Source organism: Mesorhizobium sp. A623 (assembly GCF_054489405.1).
In genome coordinates this window covers 23,945-49,073 of the sequence record NZ_JBTMXB010000026.1, presented here as the reverse complement: position 1 = coordinate 49,073, position 25,129 = coordinate 23,945, and the positions used below count along the sequence as shown (strand labels likewise).

Here is a 25,129-nt window from a genome sequence, read left to right as displayed (position 1 = left end):
AATAGGGCAGAGTGCGGCGAAGACATGGCGAAAGGCAAGGTTTTCGGCCTTGATATCGATGATGGGAGAGCTTTTTTACACGACTGGCACAAACAAAAACACCCGGCGGAAGCCGGGCGTTTTCAAAAAGCGAAAAGACGAAGGATCAGGCGATGGTCTTACCGAAGGCGACGGCGGTGTCGCTCATGCGGTTCGAGAAGCCCCATTCGTTGTCGTACCAGGACATGACCCGCACCAGATTGCCCTCGACGACCTTGGTCTGGTCGAGCGCGAAGGTCGAGGACGCGGGGTTGTGGTTGAGGTCGATCGAGACCAGCGGTTCCTTGGTGTAGGCGAGGATATTCTTGAGCGGGCCGTCTGCCGCCGCGACCAGGGCCGCATTCACCTCTTCGACCGTCACATTGCGCTTCGACACGAATTTGAAGTCGATGACCGAGACGTTCGGGGTGGGCACCCGGATCGAAACGCCGTCGAGCTTGCCCTTGAGTTCCGGCAGCACGAGGCCGACCGCCTTGGCGGCGCCGGTCGAGGTCGGGATCATCGACATGGCGGCGGCGCGGGCGCGGTAGAGATCCTTGTGCATGGTATCGAGCGTCGGCTGGTCACCCGTATAGGCGTGGATGGTCGTCATGAAGCCTTTTTCGATGCCGAAGGCATTGTTCAACACCATGGCGACCGGCGCGAGGCAGTTGGTGGTGCACGACGCATTGGAGACGACGATGTGATCCTTGCTGATCTTGTCGTGGTTGACGCCGTAGACGACCGTCAGGTCGACGCCATCGCCGGGAGCCGAGACAAGAACGCGCTTGGCGCCCGCGGCAAGATGAGCGGAAGCCTTGTCCTTGGATGTGAAGAGGCCGGTGCATTCCAACGCGATGTCGACGCCCAGTTCCTTCCATGGCAGTTGGGCCGGGTCGCGCACGGCGCAGACCTTGAACGTTTCCGAGCCGACCGAAATCTGATCGCCGTTCACGGTCACTTCATGCGGGAAACGGCCATGCACGCTGTCATAGCGGAGCAGGTGCGCGTTGGTTTCGACCGGGCCGAGATCGTTTACGGCAACGACCTGGATATCCTTGCGGCCAGATTCATGAATGGCTCGCAGGACGTTACGGCCGATACGGCCAAATCCGTTGATGGCAACTCTGACAGTCATTTATTTCTCCTGGGGCGGAAGACGTCCGTCGTTCGGTGCGCGGATGCCACAATGGCCGCATCCGTCGCGGGTTTTGAAATCGCTGGGCTTCGGCAGCCTGCCAAAACCTATTTCTTGTGCAGCCGCTTTTCGGCTGCCTCGGCAGCATGCTCGGCGGTGATGCCGAAATGCGGGTAGAGTTGCTCGATGGTGCCGGACGCACCGAAGCCGGTCATGCCGATGAAGATGCCATCCGCGCCGATGAACTGGTCCCAGCCCTGGCGGATGCCGGCTTCGATGGCGATTTTGATGCCGGCATTGCCGATGGTCTTGGCGCGGTAGGCATCGCTCTGCTTGTCGAACAATTCGAAGCAGGGCACCGAGACGACGCGGGTCGGGTGGCCGTGACCCTGCAGCAATTTGCGGGCGTCAAGCGCGATCTCGACCTCGGAGCCGGAAGCGAAGATGGTCACGGCAGCGTCGCCGCCTTCGGCCGCCGCCATCTCGTAGGCACCCTTGGCACAGAGGTTTTCCGAAACGAACTCGGTACGCAGCGCCGGCAGGTTCTGGCGGGTAAGCGCCAGCGTCGACGGCGTCTTTTCAGTTTCGAGGGCTACCTGCCAGCATTCGGCGGTTTCCATCGCGTCGGCGGGGCGGAACACGTTGTGGTTGGGAATGGCGCGAAGGGCGGCCATGTGTTCGACCGGCTGGTGGGTCGGGCCGTCTTCGCCAAGGCCGATGGAATCGTGCGTCATGACGAAGATCGAGCGGATGCCCATCAGCGAAGCCAGCCGCATGGCAGGCCGCGCATAGTCGGAGAAGCACAGGAACGTGCCGCCATAGGCAATGATGCCGCCATGCAGGGTCAGGCCGTTCATCGCCGCCGCCATGCCGTGCTCGCGAATGCCGTAATGGACATAGCGCTGGCCGTAGTCGAGCGGCGTGATGTTCTTGGTCTGGCTGGTCTTGGTGTTGTTGGAGCCGGTGAGGTCGGCCGAGCCGCCGATGGTTTCCGGCACCGCGCCGTTGATGACCTCCAGCGCCATTTCCGACGATTTGCGGGTGGCGACCTTGGGCTTGTCGGCTGCCAGCTTCTTCTTGTAATCGGCGATGACCGCATCGAAGTTCTGCGGCAGCTTGCCGCTCATGCGGCGTTCGAATTCGGCGCGCTTGGCAGGCTCAGCCTTGGCAAGGCGGCCCTCCCAGTCTGTGCGTGCCTTGACACCCGCCTTGCCGGCGGTGCGCCATGCTTCGAGAATATCGGCGGGGATTTCGAAAGGTTTCGAGTCCCAGTTGAAGAACTTGCGCGCGCCGGCGATTTCGTCGGCGCCGAGAGGCGAGCCATGCGCCTTGTTGGTGCCTGCCTTGGTCGGAGCGCCAAAGCCGATGGTCGTCTTGCAGGCAATCAGCGTCGGCTTGTCGGAATGGCGCGCCGTTTCGATGGCGTAGGCGATCGCCTCTGGATCGAGCCCGTCGACATGCATGGCGTTCCACCCGGAAGCCTGGAAGCGGGCAACCTGGTCGGTATTGTCGGACATCGATACGGAACCGTCGATGGTGATGTCGTTATTGTCCCAGATGAGGATCAACTTGTTCAGCTTGAGATGGCCCGCCAGCGTGAGGGCTTCCTGGCTGATGCCTTCCATCAGGCAGCCGTCGCCGCAGAGCACGTAGGTGTGATGATCGACAAGGTCGTTGCCGAATGCCGCGTTCATGATGCGCTCGCCAAGGGCGAAACCCACCGAATTGGCGACGCCTTGGCCGAGCGGTCCGGTGGTCGTCTCGATGCCAGCGGCATGGCCGTATTCGGGGTGGCCGGCCGTGCGGGAGCCCAACTGGCGGAATTTCTTGATCTGGTCGAGGGTGATGTCTTCGTAGCCGGTGAGATACAGCAGCGAATAAAGCAGCATCGAACCGTGGCCGGCCGACAGGATGAAGCGGTCGCGGTCCGGCCAGTGCGGGTTCTTGGGATCGTATTTCAGGAAGCGGGTAAAGAGCACCGTTGCGACGTCGGCGCAGCCCATCGGCAGGCCCGGATGCCCCGAATTGGCTTTCTCGACGGCATCCATGGACAGGAAGCGGATCGCGTTGGCCATACGATCATGTTGTTCGCGCGAAACCATGGGACCTCCGGGATAATTTCGATTGGGGAAAGGTGAGACGACACATAGCAGGACAGACGCTTTAGTCAACAAAACCTAAATCGATTTAGGTCGCTTCTGGCGCAACAATTGCGATACAATCCGCCGGAAACCCTCGTTACCGGGGGACAGGCGACAGAGCTTTGTTGACGCATGCTTCACACGCCGCCTAATGTTTCGAGAGTAACGCGTTCTGAATGTGAACGATTCGGTGATGGGCAGGTGACGGGACAAATGCCATGACCGGTGAAACGACGCTCAAGGAAGTCATTGCCAGGCTTGGTAAAGCGATTGACGGGCTGGAGGATGCCGTCGTGGCCCGGCTCGAAAACGAGCGCGACTATTCCGAGGCTGAAGCCGAAGTGCAGCGCATGAATGCAGACCGTTCGCGGCTGGCGCAGGAACTCGACAATTCCGAAGCGCGGGCGGAGCGGCTGGAAGATGCCAACAAGGAAGTCTCGCGCCGGCTGGTGACCGCGATGGAAACCATCCGCGCAGTTCTGGACAGGTAGGCGAGGACATGGCGCAAGTCACGGTTTCCATCGACGGCAAGCAATACCGGATGGCCTGCGACGAGGGGCAGGAAGAGCATCTGACCGATCTGGCGCTGCGCTTCGATCGCTATGTCTCGCATCTGAAGGATTCCTTCGGCGAGATCGGCGACCAGCGGCTCACCGTCATGGCCGGCATCATGGTGATGGATGAATTGTCGGAATTGCAAAAGCGCGTGAAGGGCATGGAAAGCGAAGTGCAGACGCTGCGCAAGACGCGTGACGAGGCGCTGACCAAGGCTGACAAGAACGACGCGGCGCTGACCGGCGCGCTTGGCGCGCTCGCCTTGCGCATGGAAGGCCTGGCAGAGACACTGACGGTCAGGAAGGCCTGATCTGCCCCTTGCGGTTGATCGGAGGCCGATTCGGCCTAACCACAGCAAGGGTAATTCATACTAGCCCGCTCCGTCGGGTGAGAAATTTATTCTCAATAATCCGTATGCTTGGTGCGGCCGGATTTTGAGCACCGTTGTATTGGTGCTAAAACATGGGACCGCATAGCGGCAGCCCAATTTCAGTAACAGCATAGGTAGGAAACGCCATGAGCCTTCGTATTAACGATACGGCACCCGATTTTACCGCCGAGACGACGCAGGGCACCATCCATTTCTATGATTGGATCGGTGACGGTTATGCAGTCTTGTTCTCGCACCCCAAGGATTTCACCCCGATCTGCACGACCGAGCTTGGTACGATGGCCGGGCTGGATGGCGAGTTCAAGAAACGCAACGCCAAGATCATCGGCATTTCGGTCGATCCGGTCGAAAGCCATAACCGCTGGAAGGACGACATCAAGACGGCGACCGGCCATACCGTCAACTATCCTATGATCGGCGACGGCGAACTCAAGGTGGCCAAGCTCTATGACATGCTTCCCGCCGCCGCCGGCGACAGTTCGGAAGGCCGCACGCCTGCCGACAACCAGACGGTGCGCTCGGTGTTCGTCATCGGCCCGGACAGGAAGATCAAGCTGATCCTCACCTATCCGATGTCGACCGGCCGCAATTTCCAGGAAATCCTGCGCGCCATCGATTCCATCCAGCTTACCGCCAAGCATTCCGTATCGACACCGGCGGACTGGAAGCCGGGCGACGACGTCATCATCGGCGGCGGCATTTCGGACGAGGAAGCGACCAAGCGGTTCGGTTCGTTCGAAACCATCCTGCCCTATATGCGCAAGACCAAGCAGCCCTCTGCCTGATTTTCCGTTTTTCCGCCTATGCGCCGGTGCAGTGCTTGACTGTGCCGGCTGTGCGGATAACCATACCTCCATTCCCTACCGGTAGAGAAAATTATTCCTGCGCCGACAGGAGTGGAGGTTGGATTGAGCGCATCGTCTGCCAGGCCGCAGGTAACCGGCTTTTACGACAAGCCGACCGGGTCGATCCAGTATGTGGTCGCGGACAAGGCGACTGGGCGATGCGCCATCATAGACCCGGTGCTGGACTTCGACGAGAAATCCGGCGCGACGGCCACGACCAATGCCGATGCTTTACTTGATTTCGTGGACCAGAACGGACTGAGCGTCGACTGGATACTCGACACCCACCCGCACGCCGATCATTTTTCCGCCGCGCATTATCTGGCCAGGAAGACCGGCGCGCCGACCGCCATCGGCGCGAACATCGCGGAAGTCCAGAAGCTCTGGAAGGCCATCTACAACTGGCCGGATTTTGCCGCCGACGGCTCGCAATGGGACAGGCTTTTCGCCGCCGGCGAGACATTTTCCATCGGGACCATTCCGGTAAAGGTGTTGTTTTCGCCGGGGCACACGCTTGCCTCGATCAGCTACGTGATCGGCGATGCCGCCTTCATCCACGACACCATCTTCATGCCGGACAGCGGCACGGCGCGCGCGGATTTCCCCGGCGGAAGCGCCGAGCGGCTGTGGCATTCGATCCAGGAGATCATGGCGCTGCCGGACGATACGCGGCTGTTTACCGGGCACGACTACATGCCGGGAGACCGCGATCCGGTGTGGGAGAGCACGGTCGCCGAGCAGCGGGCGACGAACAGCCATCTGTCCAGATGCAAGACGCAGGCGGAGTTTGTCGCGCTACGCGAGGCGAGGGACAAGACGCTGCCGATGCCGCGCCTGATCCTGCATGCCTTGCAAATCAACATCAATGGCGGGCGTTTGCCTGAAGCGGAAGCCAACGGCCAGCGCTATCTGAAATTTCCGCTGAACGCGTTTTGAGGGGTGGCAGCAGATGCTCGGGACAAGCCCAAGCATGACGGCGGTGGAAGCGGCGATACTTTGTTGAAAAAAGCGGCGCCGGATTTCTCCGGCGCCGCTTTTCATTTCCGTTGGCGGTCCTATAGCAGGGCCGCTTAAGCCGCTGGCTGCACCTCGATGGTGCGAAGCGACTGGGCCTGCCGCTTGGCGGCGGCCTTGACGGCGTCCTGCACCTTTTCGAAGGCGCGCACCTCGATCTGGCGCACGCGCTCGCGGGAAATGTCGAACTCTCCCGACAATTCCTCCAGCGTCAAAGGCTCTTCGGACAGGCGACGCGCCTCGAAGATGCGCTTTTCGCGCTCGTTCAGCACGGCCAGCGCACCGGTAAGCATGCCGCGCCGGTTTTCCAGCTCGTCCTGCTCGATCAGCGTCTGTTCCTGGCTCTGGTGGTCGTCGACCAGCCAGTCCTGCCATTCGCCGGACTCGCCCTCGCTGGCGCGGATCGGCGCGTTCAGCGAAGCGTCGCCCGACAGGCGGCGGTTCATCGACACGACTTCCGCTTCGGAAACGTTCAGCCGCGTCGCGATCTCGGTGATGTGCTCCGGCTTGAGGTCGCCGTCGTCCAGCGCCTGAATCTTGCCCTTCACCTTCCTGAGGTTGAAGAACAGCCGCTTCTGGTTGGCGGTCGTGCCCATCTTGACCAGGCTCCACGAGCGCAGGATGTATTCCTGGATCGACGCCTTGATCCACCACATGGCGTAGGTCGCCAGGCGGAAGCCGCGCTCCGGCTCGAATTTCTTGACGGCCTGCATCAGGCCGACATTGCCTTCCGAGATCACCTCGCCGATCGGCAAGCCGTAGCCGCGATAGCCCATGGCGATCTTGGCGACGAGCCGAAGGTGGCTGGTGACGAGCTTGTGGGCGGCAGAGGTATCTTCATGCTCGGCGTAACGCTTGGCGAGCATGTATTCTTCCTGCGGCTGAAGCATCGGAAAACGGCGGATTTCTTCCAGGTAGCGGCTGAGGCCGCCTTCACCGGAAACGACGCTGGGTAGTGACTGGGCCATGATAGCGCCCTCCTCTCTCTTAGAGAACTGCCCCCAAAACGCGGCGGGCATATGACACGGATGCCAAAAAGGCGCATCCGCAACAATCGCTTTATACAGGAACAAAACCAGAAAAGACAGCTTTTGTTCAACTCGAAACAGACTGTCACGCCAAAGTGAACAATACCAGTCAGGTTTTATGCGGATCGATTCAGGATTCTTGATGGTGGGTCAGAGTTGGCGAAAGCCGTCCACCATCTCCTGCATGTCAGACGGAAGCGGGGCCTCGAAGCGCATCGATATGTGGGTGGTCGGGTGGCGGAATGCAAGAAGGCGGGCATGCAATGCCTGCCGCGGGAAGGCCGCCACCGTTTCGCGCAAAGCTTCCGGAAGCCGGTTGGCCTTGGTGCTGAAGGCGCGGCCATAATCCTTGTCGCCGACGAGCGGGTGGCCGATATGGGCCATGTGGACGCGGATCTGGTGCGTGCGCCCGGTTTCCAGCCGGCACTCGACCAGGCTTGCCGTGGTGAACGCCTTCTGGGCTTCGCCGAAGCGTTCCTCGATCGTGTAGTGGGTGATGGCGTGACGGGCATCTGCGCGGCCCTCCGGCACTACGGCGCGGCGCACGCGGTCGGCGGCGCGGCCCAGCGGTGCGTCGATCGTTCCCTTCACCCTTGGTGGGATGCCCCAGACGAGTGCCGCATAGGCGCGCTCGAGATCGCCGGTCAGGCCGTGGTCGGCGAAGGCTTCCGACAGGGCCTTGTGGGCGCGGTCGGTCTTGGCCGCGACCATGACGCCGGTTGTATCCTTGTCCAGCCGATGGACGATGCCGGGCCGGCGCACGCCGCCGATGCCGGAAAGGCTTGTCCCGCAATGGTGGATGAGCGCATTGACCAGCGTGCCGGTCCAGTTGCCGGCACCGGGGTGAACCACCAGCCCGGCCTGCTTGTCGATGACGATCAGTTCGTCGTCTTCGTAAAGGACGGCGAGCGGTATGGCCTCGCCCTGCGGTTCGGCCGGCTCCGGTTCGGGCATGAGCACCGACACGCGCTCGCCCGCCGCCATCTTGCGCTTGGCTTCGCTGACCGGCTTGTCTTCGATGCTCACCGCTCCCTGCTTGATGAGCATCTGCACCCGGTTGCGCGACATGTCGGGGCCTAGCTGGCTTGCCAGCCATTGATCGAGTCGCTGGCCGGCCGCATCGGCATCGGCGACCACAACAACCGGCGCGATCACCGCCGCCGGGGCCGAAGCATCGTCGTCCTCTATCATTTCATCGGCCTGTTCGCTAAGAGCGCTCATTGATAACCGTTCCGGAATTTTTGCCATGACCCGGCCCCATGCCGACGAAGACAAACTTGCGCGTGAGGCCGCCGCTGCCGGAAAAGGCGCGGAAAAGCCGCTCGACCCGCATGTCGAGAATGTGCGCAGGAAGCTGATCCGCTTCATGGGCGTCAATCTGGGCCTGCTGTTCCTTGCCCTTATGGTGGTGATCGTCGCCCTTGTCTACAAATCGCGCGGAACAAAGGAGTCGGCTCCGGCGACCTTGAGTGAAATCCAGGTGCCGGCCGGCGAACAACTCACCGGCGATATCGTGTTGCCGGTAGGCGCGGCAGTGGTGTCGCAATCGATTTCGGGCAACCGCCTGTCGATTCAGGCGGAGCTTGTCGACGGTTCTCGCGTCATCTTCATCTACGATGTCACGGAACGCCGGATGATCGGCCATTTTGCCATCCGCAACAAATAATTCTTGGCGGCCGGCGACGCCCGTTTCGGGCTTGGCATTTATGCGGCCGAGGTCGGTTGCTTTTTGCGAAGCGGCAGCCTATATCGCCGGTTCTTGAACGCGCCCATCGTCTAGCGGTCAGGACACCGCCCTCTCACGGCGGGAACAGGGGTTCGATTCCCCTTGGGCGTACCAAGGTTCATTACTCAGTTTATATTCTTCCGAGAATCGTCTGATAGCGATCGAATAAGCTGTTCTGACCGCGTGAGTGAGGCTCGTTTCCGCCCGCCGTCATCTCGCCAAACCACCGGTAAAAAAGGTAGCTGAGGCAGGCGTAAGCGCACGAAAAAGCCCGCGCACCCATCAGGACGCGTGGGCTGGATAATCGCAAAAACTGCACATAGGATCATGGCAGCGCCTTGCGTCTGGCCGCCGTTGAAGGCATCACATCCTCATGACGCGGAGTGATAGCGAGACAGCGACCATCGAGTTCGACGTGAAATCCGTTACAGAATTCGTCCGCAGATGCAGGCGCGGAACTTGGCTGGTATTTTTAGCCCTCGCGCTCCTGACAGTCTCGTTTCCCTCGGCGGCCGGGCTGACTATCGACAGGTCGCCAGCGGTAACATCGAGGCCGATCAATAACCTGGCGATCCTTCGTCAGGATATTTCATACAATCTGACCCTCGACAGTCGTTCCATGCCCGGGTGGTCGCGCGCTGCAGAGCGTAGCGGGCCGGTCCAAGCGTCCGGCGGGTACGGCATTGTTTCTGCCGAGGTTCGGATGGCCACCTCGCGGCCGCACCCGATCATTCCACGCTTCGTCCATGACGCAGTCGATCTGCCCCGGCTCCGCCACTTCGACGCGCAGGCTCCGCCGCTGCGCCCGTAATTGCCGCAATCGGCACTTTCCAAAAATCGAACCAACTGCACAGGCCGCCGCCTCAAAAGAGGACGGCGCATCTGCTGCATGGAAAATAGCCATGGCTTCCTAAAGCCGTAAAGCTGGGGTGACCCAATGAAAGACCACCACGACGAATACATCTACACGCGCGATCACAGGACGCCGCAGGAGGTGAGAGCAGCCCGACGAGAAGCAGCGTTCGGATGGTTGGCGCTGATCATCTTCACGACCGCTGTATTCACGGCAGCCGATATTTTGCTGGTAGGTTGCACAAGCCTGATGGCCACTGCTTTTGGGTGGGAATGCAAAGCGGCCTTCGGAGGCTGAGGCGCAAACGAAAAATGCCCGCTCCGGCGAACCGGAGCGGGCGATCGTATTGCCGGCGTCGGGGACAGAAGGTGAGGCCGGGTTGCCCGCTTGTAAACAGCGGGGGAAGACGGTTAGAGCGCAAGGAGAAATGGATCAGCGGACAATCGTGGCTATTCGCACAGGACCCGGACGCGTTTGCCGGTGGGCGTCGCGGCTTCACAGGCCAGTTGCGGCCGCGCCGCTGCGGAAGCCGGGACCTGGTGAACGTTCCGTTTGTTTCGGCTTTTTCCGGGTCTTTTCACGCTGCTTCGTATGTGCCGAGCCGTGATGCCGGGGGCAATCGGGAAAGGTTCCGGCGCGGCGGCCACGATGTTCGGCGCTGTCACGGCCGGCTTGATGTGACCGGGGTGGCGGAGGTCGAAAGGCCCGAAATCCATCCGGCGGGCATCGAGCGCCGGCGGGATGACGACCGTACCGTCGTCGGTTCGCGAGCAGCCGGCGACGGCTGCGACCAGAAAGACGACCAGCGACATATATCTAGGCACTCGCGGTCTCCGGCTCCATCTTGGCACATTCATGGTGTGATGCATTCTTTCGTCACTACGATCTAACGCCTTGCGCCCCCGTCCGGTTGCTTCCCCGGCGTTAAGGTTAGCGGAACGTTAAGCCTTCTTGGGCACATTTGCACGGCGGATTGCGGGGGCATCCGAGAGCATGCAATGGCCCGGATGGGAATAGGGTGTGGTTGGACCAGTAGAAACCGATATGGCTAGTCCGGAGCGGGGAGCCAGCCAAGCAGAAATGTCGACGCACGAGAAAGCAGCCGGCGGGTTATCTGCCGGCGAATTGCAGACATTGCTCGAATTCGGCTCCGACTGGCTTTGGGAAACCGATGCCGAACTGCGGTTCTCCTGGCTTTCCGACGGTTTCGCGGCCGCTACCGGCACCAATCCGGCGAAGGTCCTCGGGCGGTTCCGGTTCGATTTTCTCAAGCATATGTCGAGCGGCAGCGATGCTGCCATTGCGCATCTGAAGGATTTGCAGGAGCGCAGGACGTTCCGCGATTTCGTTTACGAACTGAACGATAGCGATGAGAATTGCCGCTGGATTTCCACCTCGGGCTTCCCCCGCTTTGATTCGGCCGGCAATTTCATCGGCTACCGCGGAGTCGGCCGCAACGTGACGGGCATTGCCGGGTCGCTCAAAAAGCTGGAAGACGCCGATCCTTCCGCACCTACGGCACATGCCCGGCAGATAGAAGCGGAACTGGTCACGGCGGCCGAGCGCAGCCGCCAACTGCTGTCCGACCTCGAGCGGACCATCGATGCGGTCGAAATGGGCATCGTTATCCTGGACGCCGACCTCAATACCGAAATCGTCAACAGGGCATTCTACACGATCTGGAAGCTGGCGCCCGAACAGGCGCCCTTGGGCATCCCGTTCCGGAGCCTGCTCGAACTCGATCGCGGAGAAGGAGCGGAGGCCGTCAGCCAGGACGCCTGGGAAGCCTATGTCGAGGACAGGATCGCCGAAGTCAGGGCGGGTGACATGGCGCCGCGCGAACTCGCGCATGTCCAGGATCGCACGACGATCTATTCGGTCACGGCGCTTTCCGGCGGAAAGCGCCTGATTTCCTACTACGACGTAACCGAATTGACGCAGGCGCTCGAGAAGGCAAAGCTGGCCCAAGCCGTCATCGAGAGCGTGCCGAACCCGATCTTCGTCAAGGATGCCGACCTTACCTATGTCATGGCCAACCAGGCGTTTGCCGATTTTTTCGACACGACCCCGGACCAGGTCATCGGCAAGTCGGACGAGGACCTCGTTTCGCCCGAGGAGATGGGCACGTTCGACGAGAGCGAGCGGCGGGTTCTCGATACAGGCGAACTCTATCAGGGCGAATCGGCCTATTTGCGGAACGGCGTCGAAGGCTTCCGCATGGTCCGCAAGAACAGGGTGCAGACTTCGAGCGGCAAGACCTACCTTGCCAGCTCCATTTTCGACATAAGCGAATCCAGGCAGCGCGAAAAGGAAACCGAACAGGCACGCAAGTACCTGGCCGATGTTCTGGAATCCCTGCCCACCGCCGTCATGATCTACGACCGTGACGACAATTTCGTGTTTGCCAACAAGAAGCTTCAAGATTCATTGCCGGCGATGCTGGCGACCTGGAGCCCCCGCCAAACGATGAGGGAGGCGCTGGAACTTGGCCGAACCTGCGGTTATTTCCGGCACAGCGGCGACAAGGCCATCGACCAACTCTACGATGTGGACGCAAAGGCCTGGCTGGACGCCACTGTCGCCCGCTACCATCTGCCCTATTCGAGCTTCGAGCGGTTGAACCCCGATGGCCGGTGGTATCAGGTTTACGATATGCGCACCGATGACGGCACGTATATCGGCGTGCGCGTCGACATCACCGAACTCAAGAACCGCGAGACGGCGCTGCGCGATTCGATGCACCAGATCGACCTGTTCAGACATATCATGGACGAACTGCCGGTCGCGGCCTTCACCAAGGCGGACGACCTTACCATCGAGTTTGTCAACAAGGCGTGGTGCGCCATAACCGGCATATCGAAGGAAGAAGCGGTCGGGCGTACCGACCGCGAACTGTTCGGCACCGAAGAGGGGGCCAATTACAGCCTCGACGACACCGGGGTCGGCACCACCGGCGACATGGTCGAGGTGGAAGAACCCGTAACCCATCGCGACGGCACGATCCGGCAGGTCATGACGCGCAAGAGCCGTCTTGTGGCAACGGACGGTTCCGTGCATCTGGTCGGCTCCAGCACCGACATAACCGAGGTCAAGGCGCGCGAGCTGGCCCTTGAGGAAAGCATGCGCGAGAACGAGGTGTTCCGCACCCTCATCGATAACGTCCCGGTGTCGATCTACGCCAAGCGGTCGGATCTGCGCATATTTTACGTCAACAAGGGCTGGTGCGACCTTACCGGCTTCAGCAAGGCGGAAGCGGCCGGCAAGACCGACGTCGAAATCTTTGGAGCCGATGGCGAGGCCTTCGTGCAAAGCGATCTTGCGGTGCTGCGCACCGGCACGACGCAGGAGATCGAAGAAGCGGTAAAATTGACGGATGGCGGCATGCGTCATCAGTTCGCCCGCAAGAGCGCGATGATCGCCTCCGATGGCTCGCTTTATCTGATCGGCTCGACCACCGACATTACCGACCTGAAGCAGCGGGAAGCGGAATTGCAGGAAGCCCGGCAGCGGGCGGTGCTGGCCGACCGCGCCAAGTCGGAATTCCTGGCCAATATGAGCCACGAGATACGCACGCCGATGAACGGTGTGCTCGGCATGGCCGAATTGCTGGCGAAATCCGAACTGAACCCGAAGCAGAAGACCTTCACCGACATCATCGTCAAGTCGGGCAACGCGCTGCTCACCATCATCAACGATATTCTCGACTTCTCCAAGATCGACGCGGGCCAGCTTGTGCTCGATCCGGCGCCGTTCAGGCTGAGCGAAGCGATCGAGGATGTGGCGACGCTTGTATCGACCCGCGCCAAGGAAAAGGATCTGGAACTGATCGTCCGGATCGAGCCGGGCCTCGACGGCCTGTTCGTGGGCGATGTGGGGCGCATCCGGCAAATCGTGACCAACTTGGTCGGCAACGCGGTCAAGTTCACCGATGACGGCCATGTCCTGGTGGATGTCACCGGCGAGCGGGCTGTCGATGGCACCCGCCTGCATGTTTCCGTCACCGACACGGGCATCGGCATTCCGGAAGAGAAACGTCGGCTGGTTTTCGAAAAGTTCAGCCAGGTCGACGCCTCTTCGACGCGGCGGCACGAGGGAACCGGCCTCGGCCTTGCCATCACCTCCCGGCTCGTCGAACTGATGGGTGGCGACATCGGCGTGGAAAGCGCGGAGGGCAGGGGGTCCACGTTCTGGTTTGCCGTGACGCTGCCCAGTGCGGAGCAGTCGTCGCGCAATCGCATCACGCCTTCCGATGTAACGGGCGCGCGCGTGCTGATCGTCGACGACAACGCCGTGAACCGGTCGATCCTGACCGAGCAGATGGCATCGTGGCGTTTCGATTCCTGCGCGGCGTCGAGCGGCGCGGAGGGGCTGAAAGTGCTGGTTGCGGCGGCAGCCTACGGCGTTCCGGTGGATTGCGTGGTGCTCGACTACCAGATGCCGGGCATGAGCGGCGAGGAAATGGCCCGTATCGTGCGCAACACCGACGGTCTTGCGCATACGCCGATCGTCATGCTGACTTCGGTCGATCACTCGCTCGCCAGCGCGGAGTGCCTTGACCTCGGCATCGACGCCTATCTGGTCAAGCCGGTGCGCTCCTCGGCGCTGCTCGAAGCCCTGGTTGGCGCCATTCAATGGCACCGCAGCGAGTCGGCACCGGAAGAGGCGGCGACCGCAGGCCTTGATGAGCCGCAGCAGGATGATCCCCGAGAGCAACCGGCCGGCGAGCAGCCGCAACAGGCGTCTTCACACGGGCAGCCTGTCTATCTGGGCGCTGCGGCCACTGAGGCAGGGCATCAGGTCGATATTCTGGTCGCCGAGGACAATGAGGTGAATCAACTCGTTTTCACCCAGATACTGGGCGAAACGGGTTTAAGCTTCGAGATCGTGGCCAATGGCCGGCTGGCGCTCGAGGCGTATGATCGGCTGAAGCCGCAGATGATCCTGATGGACGTTTCCATGCCTGAAATGAACGGCCACGAGGCGACGCTCGAAATCCGACGCGCCGAGGAAGGAACCGGCCGGCATGTCCCCATCGTCGGGGTGACGGCGCATGCCCTGAAGGGCGACCGCGAGCGGTGCATTGAGGCCGGCATGGACGATTACCTTTCCAAACCGATCAGCCCCAAGGCACTTCTTGCCAAGGTTCAGCGCTGGTTGGGGAGGGACAGCGAAGGCGAGCGGGTAAGCGCCGGCGGCTAGGATACGCCATTGGAAACGAGGGCGGTGCAGCGTTACGGCATCGTCACGAACCTGTCATGCGACTGTTATAAATCACGGCTATTGCCTCCCCGACGCCAGAAACGAACGGCGCCGAGAGACCATATTCCGAACAGGAGCAGGCCCCATGAGACGTTTCCTCCGCTCTGCCGCCGTTGCCGTTGCAATGGCCACAGCATCCACGCTCACCCTTTCCGCAGCATACGCCGCTGACATTTCCGGCGCTGGCGCGACCTTCCCCTATCCGATCTATGCAAAGTGGGCGGACGCCTACAAGAAGGAGACCAATATCGGTCTCAACTACCAGTCGATCGGTTCCGGCGGCGGCATCAAGCAGATCAAGGCCAAGACCGTGACCTTCGGCGCTTCCGACGCGCCGATGAAAGGTGAAGACCTGGACGCCATCGGCCTCGCGCAGTTCCCGATGGTGATGGGCGGCATCGTGCCGGTCGTCAATCTCGAAGGCATCAAGCCGGGCGAGTTGGTTCTCGACGGCCAGACGCTGGCTGACATCTTCCAGGGCAAGATCACCAACTGGGACGACGCTGCGATCAAGAAGCTGAACCCCGACGCCAAGCTGCCTTCGCAGGCCATCGCCGTCGTTCACCGCTCCGACGGTTCGGGCACCACCTTCAACTTCGCCACCTACCTGGCCGACGTCAGCGCCGACTGGAAGGAAAATGTCGGCGTTGCCACTGCGCTGGAATGGCCGGTTGGCATCGGCGCGAAAGGCAATGAAGGCGTCGCCAACAACGTTGCCCAGACCGGCGGCGCGATCGGTTATGTCGAATATGCCTACGCCAAGCAGAACAAGCTGAGCCATGCCGACATGATCAACAAGGACGGCAAGACGGTCGAGCCGACGGCCGCCGCGTTTTCGGCCGCCGCCGCCAACGCCGACTGGTCCTCGCAGCCGGGTTATGGCGTCATCCTCTCCAACCAGCCGGGCGCCGAATCCTGGCCGATGACCGCCGCCACCTGGATCCTCGTCTACAAGCAGCCCGAAGACGTGACCGCCACCGCAGAGGCGCTCAAGTTCTTCGCCTGGTCCTACGGCAAGGGCGACGAGATGGCCGGCGAACTGGACTACGTTCCGATGCCCGACAGTGTCGTCAAGAGCGTCGAGGACATGTGGGCCAAGGATATCGTCGGCAGCGACGGCAAGCCGCTTTATTCGGCCATGTAAAATCCGTTTCGGGAGGGCGCTTTCCAGCGCCTTCCCGCTTCATCCGAATGCGAGAGCGATCCATGACCATTTTTGCCGAACCAATGCCACGTTCGGACGCGCTGCTGGCGAGAGCCGCCACGGTGCGGCGCTTCGCACTCACCGATTCAATTTTTCGCGGCATGACCCGCGCAGCCGCCATCCTCGTCCTGCTCATTCTGGGCGGCGTCGGGGTTTCGCTGTTTGTCGGCGCGTGGCCGGCGCTTGCGACGTTCGGCGCATCCTTCCTAGTCACCGAATCCTGGAACCCCGTCACCGAGAAATTCGGCGCGCTCGCGCCGATCTACGGCACCCTCGTGACGGCGGCGATCGCCATCCTGATCTCGGTGCCGATCGGCATCGGCATCGCCATCTTCCTCACTGAACTGTGCCCGCGCGTGCTGCGCCGCCCGATCGGCATCGCCGTCGAACTGCTGGCCGGCATCCCCTCGATCATCTACGGCATCTGGGGCCTGTTCATCTTCGCGCCGTTTCTGCAAAGGACGGTGCAGCCTTTCTTCATCGACCTCTTTAAAGACGTGCCGGTCCTTTCGAGCCTGTTTGCCGGGCCGCCCTACGGCATCGGCCTCTTAACTTCGGCGCTGATCCTGGCCATCATGGTGCTGCCCTTCATCACCTCGATCACCAAGGATGTGTTCGATACGGTGCCGGCGGTGGCGAAGGAATCTGCCTACGGTATCGGCTGCACCTACCTGGGAGGTGACGCGCCGCGTCGTCATCCCCTATACGCGGGTCGGCATCATGGGCGGCGTCATGCTCGGCCTTGGCCGCGCGCTCGGCGAAACCATGGCCGTGACCTTCGTCATCGGCAATGCGCACCGTATCAGCGCCTCGATATTCGCGCCCGGCACGACGATTTCAGCGACCATCGCCAATGAATTCACCGAGGCCGACGGTGAGCTTTACACATCCTCGCTGGTGGCGCTCGGCCTGATCCTGTTCGTCATCACCTTCATCATCCTTGCCGCCGCGCGCTTCATGCTGATGCGGATCGAACGGCGCGCCGGAGCCTGACCGATGGCTGCATCCCCCCTGCTTCACCGCCGCCGCAAGATGGTCAATTCCGTGATGATGACGCTGTGCGTGATTGCTGCCGGCATCGGTCTTGCCTGGCTGGCGCTTATCCTCGGCGCGCTCGTCTACAAGGGCACCGCCGGGCTTTCGTTCTCCGTGTTCACGGAGATGACGCCGCCGCCGGGCGATGCCGGCGGCCTCGCCAACGCGATATTCGGCTCCGTGATCATGACAGCCTTCGCCGTGTTCGTCGGCACGCCCATCGGCATTCTTGCCGGAACCTACATGGCCGAATACGGGCGCTTTTCGAAGCTGACGACGGTGGTGCGCTTCATCAATGACATCCTCCTGTCGGCACCGTCGATCATCATCGGCCTGTTCGTCTATGAACTGATGGTGCGGCCGATGGGGCATTTTTCGGCGCTTGCCGGCGCGGTGGCGCTGGCCATCCTGGTTATCCCGGTGGTCGTTCGCACCACCGAGGACATGCTCAACCTGGTGCCGAATTCGTTGCGCGAGGCGGGGGCCGCCATCGGTGCGCCGCGCTGGATCGTCATCCGCTCGGTCGGCTACCGCGCCGCCATGTCGGGCATCGTCACCGGCATATTGCTGGCGATTGCCCGCATCACGGGCGAAACCGCGCCGCTTTTGTTCACCGCGCTCAACAACCAGTTCTGGTCGAGCAATCTCAATGCGCCGATGGCCAGCCTGCCGGTTACCATCTTCCAGTTCGCGCTCAGCCCCTACGAGGAATGGCAGCAACTGGCATGGACCGGCGCTCTCATCATTACGCTCGCGGTTCTGGTCTTGAGCATCGTTGCCAGAAGCCTCACCGGACGCAGGACCTAGAAAGATGGTACAGATGTTGGCCCCTGAATTGACCATGATCGAAAACGTCGCCGAGAAAGCCGGAAAGACGAAGATCGAGGTGAAGAACCTCAACTTCTACTACGGCCAGTCGAAGGCGCTGAAGGATATCAGCCTGTCGCTGCCGGAGCGCAGCGTCACCGCCTTCATTGGCCCGTCGGGCTGCGGAAAGTCGACGCTTTTGCGCGTGTTCAACCGGATCTACGAGCTTTATCCAAGGCAGCACGCCGAGGGACAGGTTCTGCTCGACGGCCAGAACGTGCTCGACCGCTCGCAGGACCTCAATCTGCTGCGCACCAAGATCGGCATGGTGTTCCAGAAGCCGACGCCCTTTCCGATGTCGATCTACGAGAACATCGCTTTCGGCATAAGGCTCTACGAAAAGCTTTCCAGGAGCGAGATGGATGGCCGCGTCGAGCAGGCGCTGAAACGCTCGGCCTTGTGGAACGAGGTCAAGGACAAGCTCAATGCCAGCGGTCTCAGCCTTTCCGGCGGCCAGCAGCAGCGCCTGTGCATCGCGCGCACCGTCGCGGTGAAGCCGGAGGTGATCCTGCTTGACGAGCCGGCTTCGGCGCTCGATCCGCTGTCGACCGCCAAGATCGAGGAACTGATCGACGAATTGCAGGCCGACTACACCATCGTCATCGTCACCCACAACATGCAGCAGGCCGCCCGCGTCTCGAAGCAGACGGCTTTCATGTATCTCGGCGAACTGATTGAGTTCGACAAGACCGAGAAGATTTTCACCTCGCCAAGCGAGAAGCGCACGCAAGACTATATCACCGGCCGTTTCGGCTGAGCGCGCGTTCCAGACACCGATACGAGGACCAGCATTATGAGCGAACATACCGTCACGGCCTTTGACCAGGAACTGCGGCAGGTCAGCCGGCTCATCCGTGACATGGGCGAACTTGCCGGCGCGATGGTCGGCGGGGCGACGCTGGCGCTGTTGCATGTCGACGTCGCGCAGGCGCAGCGCATCGTTTCCGACGACGCCATCATGGATGCGCGCCAGCGGGAACTGGACGATCTTGCCATCACGCTGATCGCCAAGCGCCAGCCGATGGCCGACGATCTGCGCGCCGTGGTCGGCGCGATCCGCATGGCTGGCGACCTGGAGCGCATCGGCGACCTGGCCAAGAACATCGCCAAGCGGGTCGGCGCCGTCGGCCAGAGCGCGGTTCCGCGTGAACTTTCGCATTCCATCGACGGCATGGCGCAACTGGTGCTGGAGCAGGTGCGGGGCGTCATCGATCGCTACGACGCGCATGATGCCGCCGGCCTTGTCGCGCTGCGCAACGACGACGAGCGCATTGACGTGAAATATACTTCCGTGTTTCGCGAACTCCTGACCTATATGATGGAAGACCCGCGCAATATCACGGCATGTACGCATTTGCTGTTTTGCGCCAAGAATTTGGAACGCATCGGCGATCATGTGACGAATGTCGCTGAAAATGCCTATTACGTGCTGACCGGGCAGCAGCTTCCCGCCAATCGTCCAAAATCGGACGAAATGACCGCGCCGACGCCGGCGGCTTGACGAACGAGGCAGGAAACACACGAATGATCGCACCGCGCATCATGGTGGTTGAGGACGAAGAGCCGCTGGGCGTGCTGCTTCGCTACAATCTCGAATCCGAAGGCTATCAGGTCGAAGTGGTGACGCGCGGCGACGAGGCCGAGATAAGGCTGCAGGAGAACGTGCCTGATCTTCTGGTGCTGGACTGGATGGTGCCTGCCATATCGGGCATCGAACTATGCCGCCGCCTGCGCATGCGTGCAGAAACGGAGCGCCTGCCGATCATCATGCTGACCGCGCGCGGCGAGGAGAGCGACCGGGTGAGGGGGCTTTCGACCGGGGCGGACGATTATCTGGTCAAGCCGTTCTCGACGCCGGAATTCATGGCGCGGGTCAAGGCGCTGCTGCGGCGCGCCAAACCCGAAGTTCTTTCCAGCGTGCTCAAGGTCGGCGAAATGGTGCTCGACCGCGAGACGCACCGCGTCTATCGCAACCAGAACGAGATCAAGCTCGGGCCGACCGAATTTCGCCTGCTGGAATTCATGATGCGTGCGCCCAGCCGCGTGTTTTCGCGGGGCCAGTTGCTCGACAATGTCTGGGGCGAGGCGATCTATGTGGACGAGCGCACGGTCGACGTCCATGTCGGAAGGCTGCGCAAGGCTGTCAATAGCGGTCATGGCCAGGACGACGTCATCCGCACCATTCGCGGCGCGGGCTACGCGATCAAGGAAGGCTGAGGCAATACGCCGGACGGCCGCACGGCATCCGAGGTTCCCGGCGCGAATATTTCCTGATCGACGAAAGTCAGCGCGCGCATGGCGCAGCCTTCGCGGATAAGCGGCAGTTCGTTCGGTTCGGTGTCGAAGGAGATGGCCTTCGAATGATGGCCGCCTGCGGTTTTGGCGATGGCCTCGCGCAGCGCCGGTTCGATGAGATCGAAGGCCGTGGCCCCGATGCCGACCATGGCCACCGGCGCCGGGTCGATCAGCGCGAACAGGCTGCCCAGACCAAAGCCGAGCGCTTCGCCCGCCTTGCGGAAGGCTTCGCGCTCCGGTCCGGGGTGCTTTCGGGCGGTTGCCGCCAGCGCCTGCAACGCTTCATCCGATATGTCCGACACCGGCTCGTCGTTTTCGCTGCCCTGCTGCGCATTGCGCCAGATGGCGTAGTTGCCGGCATAGGCCTCGATGCAGCCGCGCCGTCCGCAGCGGCAGAGCGCCCCGTCGGGCCGGTGGATCATGTGGCCGAACTCGCCGCCGGACGAATGCGTGCCGGCAAACAGTTCGCCCTTCAGCACCATGCCCATGCCGATGCCGTGCGACAAAAGGATGGCGATGAAATCGTTCCTGTAGCGGTCCGGATCGCGCCAGCGCAGCGCCACCGCCATCATGTTGCAGTCGTTCTCGACGACGGCGGGGATGCCGAATTCAGCCTCGACCCTATCGGCGAAGGCAATGTCGGTATGCGGCGTGATCGGCGACCACAAAAGGCAGCGCGATGCCGAGTCGGTGATGCCCTGGATCGCCAGCGCGATGCGCGCGATGCCCGATCCGTTCGGGTTGGAACGCTCAACCTGCCGCCGCACGATGGCAAGACACTCGCCGACCAAGGCATCGCGGGACATCGCCCGCGTGTCGAGGCGACGCTGCTCTTCGGCAATAACGGTGCCGGAATAGTCGATCGTCGCGACGGAAAGGGAATTGAGCGACAGCACCAGGCTCAGCACCGCGGTGGCCGCCGGATTGAGGGCCAGTCCCACCTGCGGGCGCCCGCGCCTGGGTGCGGGGTGAACACCTTTGCCCTCGGTCAGGATGCCTTCGCCGATCAGGTCGGCCGAAATGGCGGAAATGGTGGAATGGCTAAGCCCGGTGACGGCTGCGATCTCGGTGCGCGACAATTGCCCGCCGGCCCGGCGCACCGCCGCAATGACCATCGCGCGGTTGCGCCGCCGCAGGTCGTCATGGCGCATCCCGACTGTCATTTTGCCTGCTCCTCCAGCGCCATCGCCCTTTCGTGACTTTGCCGACGGTTCGAACCCTTCTACAAGTAGTGGCAGAAGCTAGGGATGCTGTCATTGATTATTTCGGGTCACGAAAAAAATCGATGAAACGATTGAAACGCTGTTGACAGCGTTCGGGCATTGGGTGAGTATTTTTTCGAAGCCCGAAATAAAGGCTTCATTGCCGGCCCGGAGCGATCCGGATCAACAAGGTCGCGCCACACGCGGCGCAGGGAGGATGTCATGAGGAAATTCACTGCCGCCATTCTGGCGGGCGCTGCGCTGTCGATGACACTGGTGTCGGTGGCACAGGCGAAGGACAAGGTCATCGGCGTCTCGTGGTCGAATTTCCAGGAAGAGCGCTGGAAGACCGATGAGGCCGCGATGAAGAAGGCGATCGAGGCGGCCGGTGACAAATACATCTCCGCCGATGCGCAATCGAGCCCGGGCAAGCAGCTTACCGATGTGGAGAGCCTGATCTCGCAGGGTGCCACCGCGCTGATCATTCTGGCGCAGGACGCCTCGGCCATCGGCCCGGCCGTGCAGAAGGCGCTGGACGAGGGCATCCCGGTCGTCGGTTACGACCGCCTGATCGAGAACAAGGACGTGTTCTACCTCACCTTCGACAACAAGGAAGTCGGCCGCATGCAGGCCCGCGAAGTGTTCAAGGTGAAGCCGGAAGGCAACTACGTCTTCATCAAGGGTTCGGGTGCCGATCCAAACGCCGATTTCCTCTTCGCCGGCTCGATGGAAGTGCTGAAGGACGCCATCGATTCAGGCAAGATCAAGAATGTCGGCGAGGCCTATACGGACGGCTGGCTGCCGGCCAATGCGCAGAAGAACATGGAACAGTTCCTGACCGCCAACGACAACAAGGTCGATGCGGTGGTGGCGGCCAATGACGGCACCGCCGGCGGTGTCGTCGCGGCGCTGACGGCGCAGGGGCTGGCCGGCACCGTGCCGGTTTCGGGCCAGGACGGCGACCATGCAGCCCTCAACCGCATCGCGCTCGGCACGCAGACCGTGTCGGTGTGGAAGGACGCGCGCGAACTCGGCAAGAATGCCGCCGAAATCGCCTCGCAACTCGCGGACGGCAAGGCCATGACCGATATTCCCGGCGTGAAAGATTTCACCACGCCTGGCGGAAACACGGTCAAGTCGCTGTTCCTGACGCCCGTCGCCATCACCAAGGATAATCTGAACGTCGTCATCGACGCCGGCTGGATTTCCAAGGACGCGGCCTGCGCCGGGGTCAAGGCGGGCACCGTCGCGGCCTGCAACTAAAAACCGGCGGCGAGAAACCGTCGCTGGTCGACCGTCGCGCTCTCGTGGGCGCGACGGCCTTTAAGAAAAATCCAAAAGCCAGTAGCATTGCGATCCGACAGCCGGTGGGAGGAAACCATGGCCGACACGACGACGAGCGCACCGGCTGAAGGCGCGCGCGCTTCCGAACTCGGTGCGGTGGCCCGTTTCCTGAAGGCGACCGAACTCGATACGCGCATGCTAGGCATGGTAGGCGCCCTCCTGGTCATCTGGGTGGGCATCCACCTCCTGTCGGGCGGTCTTTTCCTGACACCGCGCAATTTGTGGAACCTTTCGGTGCAGACGTCGTCCGTCGCCATCATGGCAACGGGCATGGTGCTGGTCATTGTCACGCGCAACATCGATCTCTCGGTCGGGTCCGCCGAAGGCGTGATCGGGATGGTCATGGGCGTGGCGCAGGCCGTGCTCCTGATCCATGTGGTCGGCCTGCAATCGGGCAACCCGTTCATCTGGATCATCGCGCTCGCCTGCGGGCTTTTGCTGGGGATGGCCATAGGCGGCCTGCAAGGCGTCATCATCGCCTATCTTGAAGTTCCTTCCTTTATCGTCACGCTGGGCGGCCTGCTGGTCTGGCGCGGCATGGCATGGATGATCACCAGCGGGCAGACGGTCGCGCCGCTTGACGCCACCTTCCAGTTGATGGGCGGCGGTCCGCGCGGTTCCATCGGCGCTACCTGGAGCTGGGTGGTGGCAATCGTCGCCTGTGTCGCCGTGGTGCTCATGCTGCTCAACGGCAGGGCACAGCGCAAGCGCTTCAAATTCCCCTTGCGCCCGGTATGGGCGGAAACGTTTCTGGGCGCTGTCTCCTGCGCCGCCATCCTCGGTGCGGTCTGGGTCGCCAATTCCTATCCCTGGCCGATCGGCATCGTGCGCCGATATGCGGAGCAGAATAACATAACCCTCCCCGAAGGCGGCCTGTTCATCGCCCACGGCATCGCCATACCGGTGCTCATCGCAATTGCGGTCGGCATCGTCATGACCTTCATCACCAGCCGCACCCGCTTTGGCCGCTATGTCTTTGCCATTGGCGGCAATCCGGAAGCCGCCGAACTTGCCGGCATCAACACGCGCTGGGTAACGGTCAAGGTGTTCATGATCATGGGCATTCTGGCGGCGGTCAGTTCCGCGATTTCCTCGGCCCGCCTCAACGCTTCGACCAATGCGCTGGGTACGCTGGACGAATTGCTGGTGATCGCGGCTGCGGTGATCGGCGGCACGTCATTGGCCGGCGGCTCCGGCACGATTATCGGCGCCATGCTTGGCGCGCTTTTGATGCAGTCGCTCCAGTCTGGCATGGTGCTGCTGGGCATCGATTCGCCGCTGCAATCGATCGTGGTAGGCGCGGTTCTGGTTCTCGCCGTGTGGCTCGACACTGTCTACAAAAAGCGCGTGTAGGGAGAATTCATCATGGAAGAAACCCGTACGCCGCTTATCGACCTGAAGAATATCTCCATCGCCTTTGGCGGCATCCGTGCCGTCGACGACGCCTCCGTAGATCTTTTCCCGGGCGAGGTGATGGCGCTGCTCGGCCATAATGGGGCAGGCAAGTCGACGCTGATCAAGATCCTGTCCGGCGCCTACAAGCGCGATGGCGGCCATATCTTCGTCAATGGCGAGGAAGCCTCGATCTCCAACCCGCGCGACGCCAAGAAATACGGGATCGAGACGATCTACCAGTCGCTGGCGCTGGCCGACAATGTCGATGCCGCAGCTAACCTCTTTCTCGGCCGGGAACTGATGACGAGTTGGGGCACGCTGGACGACGGCGCTATGGAGGCGGAAGCGCGCAAGGTCATGGGCCGGCTCAACCCGCGCTTCCAGCGCTTCAAGGAACCGGTTATCAAGCTATCCGGCGGCCAGCGCCAGTCGGTGGCCATCGCGCGCGCCATCCTGTTCAACGCCCGTATCCTGATCATGGACGAACCGACGGCCGCCCTTGGCCCGCAAGAGACGGCGCAGGTCGGCGAACTGGTGAAGCAGTTGAAAGCCGACGGCATCGGCATATTCCTGATCAGCCACGACATCCATGACGTCTTCGATCTGGCTGACCGGGTCTGCGTCATGAAAAACGGGCAGGTCGTCGGCACGGCCCGCACCACCGACGTCACCCAGGACGAGGTGCTTGGCATGATCATCCTGGGTAAATGCCCGCCCGGCGCAATTCCCGGCCCCGGCGCCCTGAAGATCGCTGCCTGATCGATTCGCCTATAACGTGTCTTGGACAACTATTGCGTGCATTTTTGGCGTGAAACCTCC

The 25,129-nt window shown here is 61.8% G+C and carries 21 protein-coding genes, 1 tRNA gene and 1 pseudogene; 17 read left to right on the top strand and 6 right to left on the bottom strand.

Annotation, left to right across the window (positions count from 1 at the left end):
• Positions 1 to 145 precede the first annotated feature (145 nt).
• Together gap and tkt are read right to left on the bottom strand one after the other, a co-directional pair.
• Positions 146 to 1,156, bottom strand: coding sequence for a type I glyceraldehyde-3-phosphate dehydrogenase (gap, locus tag ACX3P1_RS20960; RefSeq protein ID WP_459081542.1), 1,011 nt, complete (start codon positions 1,154 to 1,156; stop codon positions 146 to 148).
• A 107-nt stretch (positions 1,157 to 1,263) separates the two neighbouring features.
• Positions 1,264 to 3,258: a transketolase gene (tkt, locus tag ACX3P1_RS20955; protein WP_459081541.1), complete on the bottom strand. Its 1,995-nt coding sequence runs from the start codon at positions 3,256 to 3,258 to the stop codon at positions 1,264 to 1,266.
• A 257-nt stretch (positions 3,259 to 3,515) separates the two neighbouring features.
• Here tkt and ACX3P1_RS20950 point away from each other — a divergent pair, with 257 nt between their 5' ends.
• The 4 genes from ACX3P1_RS20950 to ACX3P1_RS20935 all read left to right on the top strand — a co-directional run bounded on the left by ACX3P1_RS20950 (position 3,516) and on the right by ACX3P1_RS20935 (position 6,024).
• Entirely contained in the window at positions 3,516 to 3,788 is a 273-nt protein-coding gene (locus ACX3P1_RS20950; RefSeq protein ID WP_459081540.1) for a DUF4164 domain-containing protein, read from the top strand.
• Positions 3,789 to 3,796: 8 nt separating this feature from the next.
• A complete protein-coding gene (locus ACX3P1_RS20945) occupies positions 3,797 to 4,162 on the top strand; it encodes a cell division protein ZapA (protein ID WP_459081539.1) in 366 nt (121 codons plus the stop codon).
• A 206-nt stretch (positions 4,163 to 4,368) separates the two neighbouring features.
• Positions 4,369 to 5,028 (top strand): peroxiredoxin, encoded by a 660-nt coding sequence (locus ACX3P1_RS20940; protein WP_459081538.1) that lies wholly within the window; start codon positions 4,369 to 4,371, stop codon positions 5,026 to 5,028.
• Between the two features lie 123 nt (positions 5,029 to 5,151).
• Complete coding sequence (locus ACX3P1_RS20935; protein ID WP_459081537.1) at positions 5,152 to 6,024, top strand: MBL fold metallo-hydrolase; 873 nt, start codon at positions 5,152 to 5,154, stop codon at positions 6,022 to 6,024.
• Between the two features lie 134 nt (positions 6,025 to 6,158).
• Here ACX3P1_RS20935 and rpoH read toward each other — a convergent pair whose 3' ends face one another.
• Together rpoH and ACX3P1_RS20925 are read right to left on the bottom strand one after the other, a co-directional pair.
• The gene (gene rpoH, locus ACX3P1_RS20930; RefSeq protein WP_459081536.1) at positions 6,159 to 7,070 is read right to left on the bottom strand and encodes an RNA polymerase sigma factor RpoH; all 912 of its coding nucleotides are present in this window, start codon (positions 7,068 to 7,070) and stop codon (positions 6,159 to 6,161) included.
• 210 nt (positions 7,071 to 7,280) lie between these two features.
• Positions 7,281 to 8,351, bottom strand: a complete 1,071-nt coding sequence (locus tag ACX3P1_RS20925; RefSeq protein WP_459081535.1) for an RluA family pseudouridine synthase — start codon at positions 8,349 to 8,351, stop codon at positions 7,281 to 7,283.
• Positions 8,352 to 8,376: 25 nt separating this feature from the next.
• On the opposite strand from ACX3P1_RS20925, the gene ACX3P1_RS20920 reads away from it, so the two are divergent.
• From ACX3P1_RS20920 to ACX3P1_RS20910, 3 genes are all read left to right on the top strand, one after another.
• Positions 8,377 to 8,796 carry a fimbrial protein gene (locus ACX3P1_RS20920; RefSeq protein WP_459081534.1) on the top strand — a complete coding sequence of 140 codons (420 nt, stop codon included), beginning with the start codon at positions 8,377 to 8,379 and terminating at the stop codon, positions 8,794 to 8,796.
• Between the two features lie 99 nt (positions 8,797 to 8,895).
• Positions 8,896 to 8,970 (top strand) — tRNA-Glu (locus ACX3P1_RS20915).
• 823 nt (positions 8,971 to 9,793) lie between these two features.
• Positions 9,794 to 10,006, top strand: coding sequence for a hypothetical protein (locus tag ACX3P1_RS20910; RefSeq protein ID WP_459081533.1), 213 nt, complete (start codon positions 9,794 to 9,796; stop codon positions 10,004 to 10,006).
• A 152-nt stretch (positions 10,007 to 10,158) separates the two neighbouring features.
• Here ACX3P1_RS20910 and ACX3P1_RS20905 read toward each other — a convergent pair whose 3' ends face one another.
• Positions 10,159 to 10,533: a hypothetical protein gene (locus tag ACX3P1_RS20905; RefSeq protein ID WP_459081532.1), complete on the bottom strand. Its 375-nt coding sequence runs from the start codon at positions 10,531 to 10,533 to the stop codon at positions 10,159 to 10,161.
• A 256-nt stretch (positions 10,534 to 10,789) separates the two neighbouring features.
• On the opposite strand from ACX3P1_RS20905, the gene ACX3P1_RS20900 reads away from it, so the two are divergent.
• The 7 genes and pseudogenes from ACX3P1_RS20900 to phoB all read left to right on the top strand — a co-directional run bounded on the left by ACX3P1_RS20900 (position 10,790) and on the right by phoB (position 20,291).
• Positions 10,790 to 14,908 carry a PAS domain-containing protein gene (locus tag ACX3P1_RS20900; protein ID WP_459081531.1) on the top strand — a complete coding sequence of 1,373 codons (4,119 nt, stop codon included), beginning with the start codon at positions 10,790 to 10,792 and terminating at the stop codon, positions 14,906 to 14,908.
• Between the two features lie 145 nt (positions 14,909 to 15,053).
• Entirely contained in the window at positions 15,054 to 16,112 is a 1,059-nt protein-coding gene (pstS, locus tag ACX3P1_RS20895; RefSeq protein ID WP_459081530.1) for a phosphate ABC transporter substrate-binding protein PstS, read from the top strand.
• Positions 16,113 to 16,195: 83 nt separating this feature from the next.
• A pseudogene (gene pstC / locus ACX3P1_RS20890) lies at positions 16,196 to 17,165 on the top strand (phosphate ABC transporter permease subunit PstC).
• Between the two features lie 3 nt (positions 17,166 to 17,168).
• Positions 17,169 to 18,014 (top strand): phosphate ABC transporter permease PstA, encoded by an 846-nt coding sequence (gene pstA / locus ACX3P1_RS20885; protein WP_459081529.1) that lies wholly within the window; start codon positions 17,169 to 17,171, stop codon positions 18,012 to 18,014.
• A 4-nt stretch (positions 18,015 to 18,018) separates the two neighbouring features.
• On the top strand, positions 18,019 to 18,831 hold the full coding sequence (gene pstB, locus ACX3P1_RS20880; RefSeq protein ID WP_459081528.1) for a phosphate ABC transporter ATP-binding protein PstB: 813 nt from the start codon (positions 18,019 to 18,021) through the stop codon (positions 18,829 to 18,831).
• A gap of 36 nt (positions 18,832 to 18,867) precedes the next feature.
• Complete coding sequence (gene phoU / locus ACX3P1_RS20875; protein ID WP_459081527.1) at positions 18,868 to 19,575, top strand: phosphate signaling complex protein PhoU; 708 nt, start codon at positions 18,868 to 18,870, stop codon at positions 19,573 to 19,575.
• 23 nt (positions 19,576 to 19,598) lie between these two features.
• Positions 19,599 to 20,291, top strand: a complete 693-nt coding sequence (gene phoB, locus ACX3P1_RS20870; RefSeq protein ID WP_459081526.1) for a phosphate regulon transcriptional regulator PhoB — start codon at positions 19,599 to 19,601, stop codon at positions 20,289 to 20,291.
• On the opposite strand, the gene ACX3P1_RS20865 is transcribed toward phoB, so the two are convergent.
• Positions 20,270 to 21,532 (bottom strand): ROK family protein, encoded by a 1,263-nt coding sequence (locus tag ACX3P1_RS20865; RefSeq protein ID WP_459081525.1) that lies wholly within the window; start codon positions 21,530 to 21,532, stop codon positions 20,270 to 20,272. The genes phoB and ACX3P1_RS20865 overlap by 22 nt on opposite strands.
• Positions 21,533 to 21,793: 261 nt before the next feature.
• On the opposite strand from ACX3P1_RS20865, the gene xylF reads away from it, so the two are divergent.
• The 3 genes from xylF to ACX3P1_RS20850 all read left to right on the top strand — a co-directional run bounded on the left by xylF (position 21,794) and on the right by ACX3P1_RS20850 (position 25,069).
• Positions 21,794 to 22,834, top strand: a complete 1,041-nt coding sequence (xylF, locus tag ACX3P1_RS20860) for a D-xylose ABC transporter substrate-binding protein (protein ID WP_459081524.1) — start codon at positions 21,794 to 21,796, stop codon at positions 22,832 to 22,834.
• A 117-nt stretch (positions 22,835 to 22,951) separates the two neighbouring features.
• Positions 22,952 to 24,268 (top strand): sugar ABC transporter permease, encoded by a 1,317-nt coding sequence (locus ACX3P1_RS20855; protein WP_459081523.1) that lies wholly within the window; start codon positions 22,952 to 22,954, stop codon positions 24,266 to 24,268.
• A gap of 12 nt (positions 24,269 to 24,280) precedes the next feature.
• The gene (locus ACX3P1_RS20850; RefSeq protein WP_459081522.1) at positions 24,281 to 25,069 is read left to right on the top strand and encodes an ATP-binding cassette domain-containing protein; all 789 of its coding nucleotides are present in this window, start codon (positions 24,281 to 24,283) and stop codon (positions 25,067 to 25,069) included.
• Positions 25,070 to 25,129 lie beyond the last annotated feature (60 nt).

Coding starts and splice junctions, on each gene's coding strand:
- ACX3P1_RS20920 (WP_459081534.1), top strand. CDS start 8,377: ATGACCCGGCCCCATGCCGACGAAGACAAACTTGCGCGTGAGGCCGCC.
- tkt (WP_459081541.1), bottom strand. CDS start 3,258: ATGGTTTCGCGCGAACAACATGATCGTATGGCCAACGCGATCCGCTTC.
- ACX3P1_RS20865 (WP_459081525.1), bottom strand. CDS start 21,532: ATGACAGTCGGGATGCGCCATGACGACCTGCGGCGGCGCAACCGCGCG.
- ACX3P1_RS20855 (WP_459081523.1), top strand. CDS start 22,952: ATGGCCGACACGACGACGAGCGCACCGGCTGAAGGCGCGCGCGCTTCC.
- rpoH (WP_459081536.1), bottom strand. CDS start 7,070: ATGGCCCAGTCACTACCCAGCGTCGTTTCCGGTGAAGGCGGCCTCAGC.
- ACX3P1_RS20850 (WP_459081522.1), top strand. CDS start 24,281: ATGGAAGAAACCCGTACGCCGCTTATCGACCTGAAGAATATCTCCATC.
- phoB (WP_459081526.1), top strand. CDS start 19,599: ATGATCGCACCGCGCATCATGGTGGTTGAGGACGAAGAGCCGCTGGGC.
- ACX3P1_RS20945 (WP_459081539.1), top strand. CDS start 3,797: ATGGCGCAAGTCACGGTTTCCATCGACGGCAAGCAATACCGGATGGCC.
- pstS (WP_459081530.1), top strand. CDS start 15,054: ATGAGACGTTTCCTCCGCTCTGCCGCCGTTGCCGTTGCAATGGCCACA.
- ACX3P1_RS20910 (WP_459081533.1), top strand. CDS start 9,794: ATGAAAGACCACCACGACGAATACATCTACACGCGCGATCACAGGACG.
- ACX3P1_RS20950 (WP_459081540.1), top strand. CDS start 3,516: ATGACCGGTGAAACGACGCTCAAGGAAGTCATTGCCAGGCTTGGTAAA.
- ACX3P1_RS20940 (WP_459081538.1), top strand. CDS start 4,369: ATGAGCCTTCGTATTAACGATACGGCACCCGATTTTACCGCCGAGACG.
- ACX3P1_RS20900 (WP_459081531.1), top strand. CDS start 10,790: ATGTCGACGCACGAGAAAGCAGCCGGCGGGTTATCTGCCGGCGAATTG.
- pstA (WP_459081529.1), top strand. CDS start 17,169: ATGGCTGCATCCCCCCTGCTTCACCGCCGCCGCAAGATGGTCAATTCC.
- pstB (WP_459081528.1), top strand. CDS start 18,019: ATGGTACAGATGTTGGCCCCTGAATTGACCATGATCGAAAACGTCGCC.
- gap (WP_459081542.1), bottom strand. CDS start 1,156: ATGACTGTCAGAGTTGCCATCAACGGATTTGGCCGTATCGGCCGTAAC.
- xylF (WP_459081524.1), top strand. CDS start 21,794: ATGAGGAAATTCACTGCCGCCATTCTGGCGGGCGCTGCGCTGTCGATG.
- ACX3P1_RS20925 (WP_459081535.1), bottom strand. CDS start 8,351: ATGAGCGCTCTTAGCGAACAGGCCGATGAAATGATAGAGGACGACGAT.
- phoU (WP_459081527.1), top strand. CDS start 18,868: ATGAGCGAACATACCGTCACGGCCTTTGACCAGGAACTGCGGCAGGTC.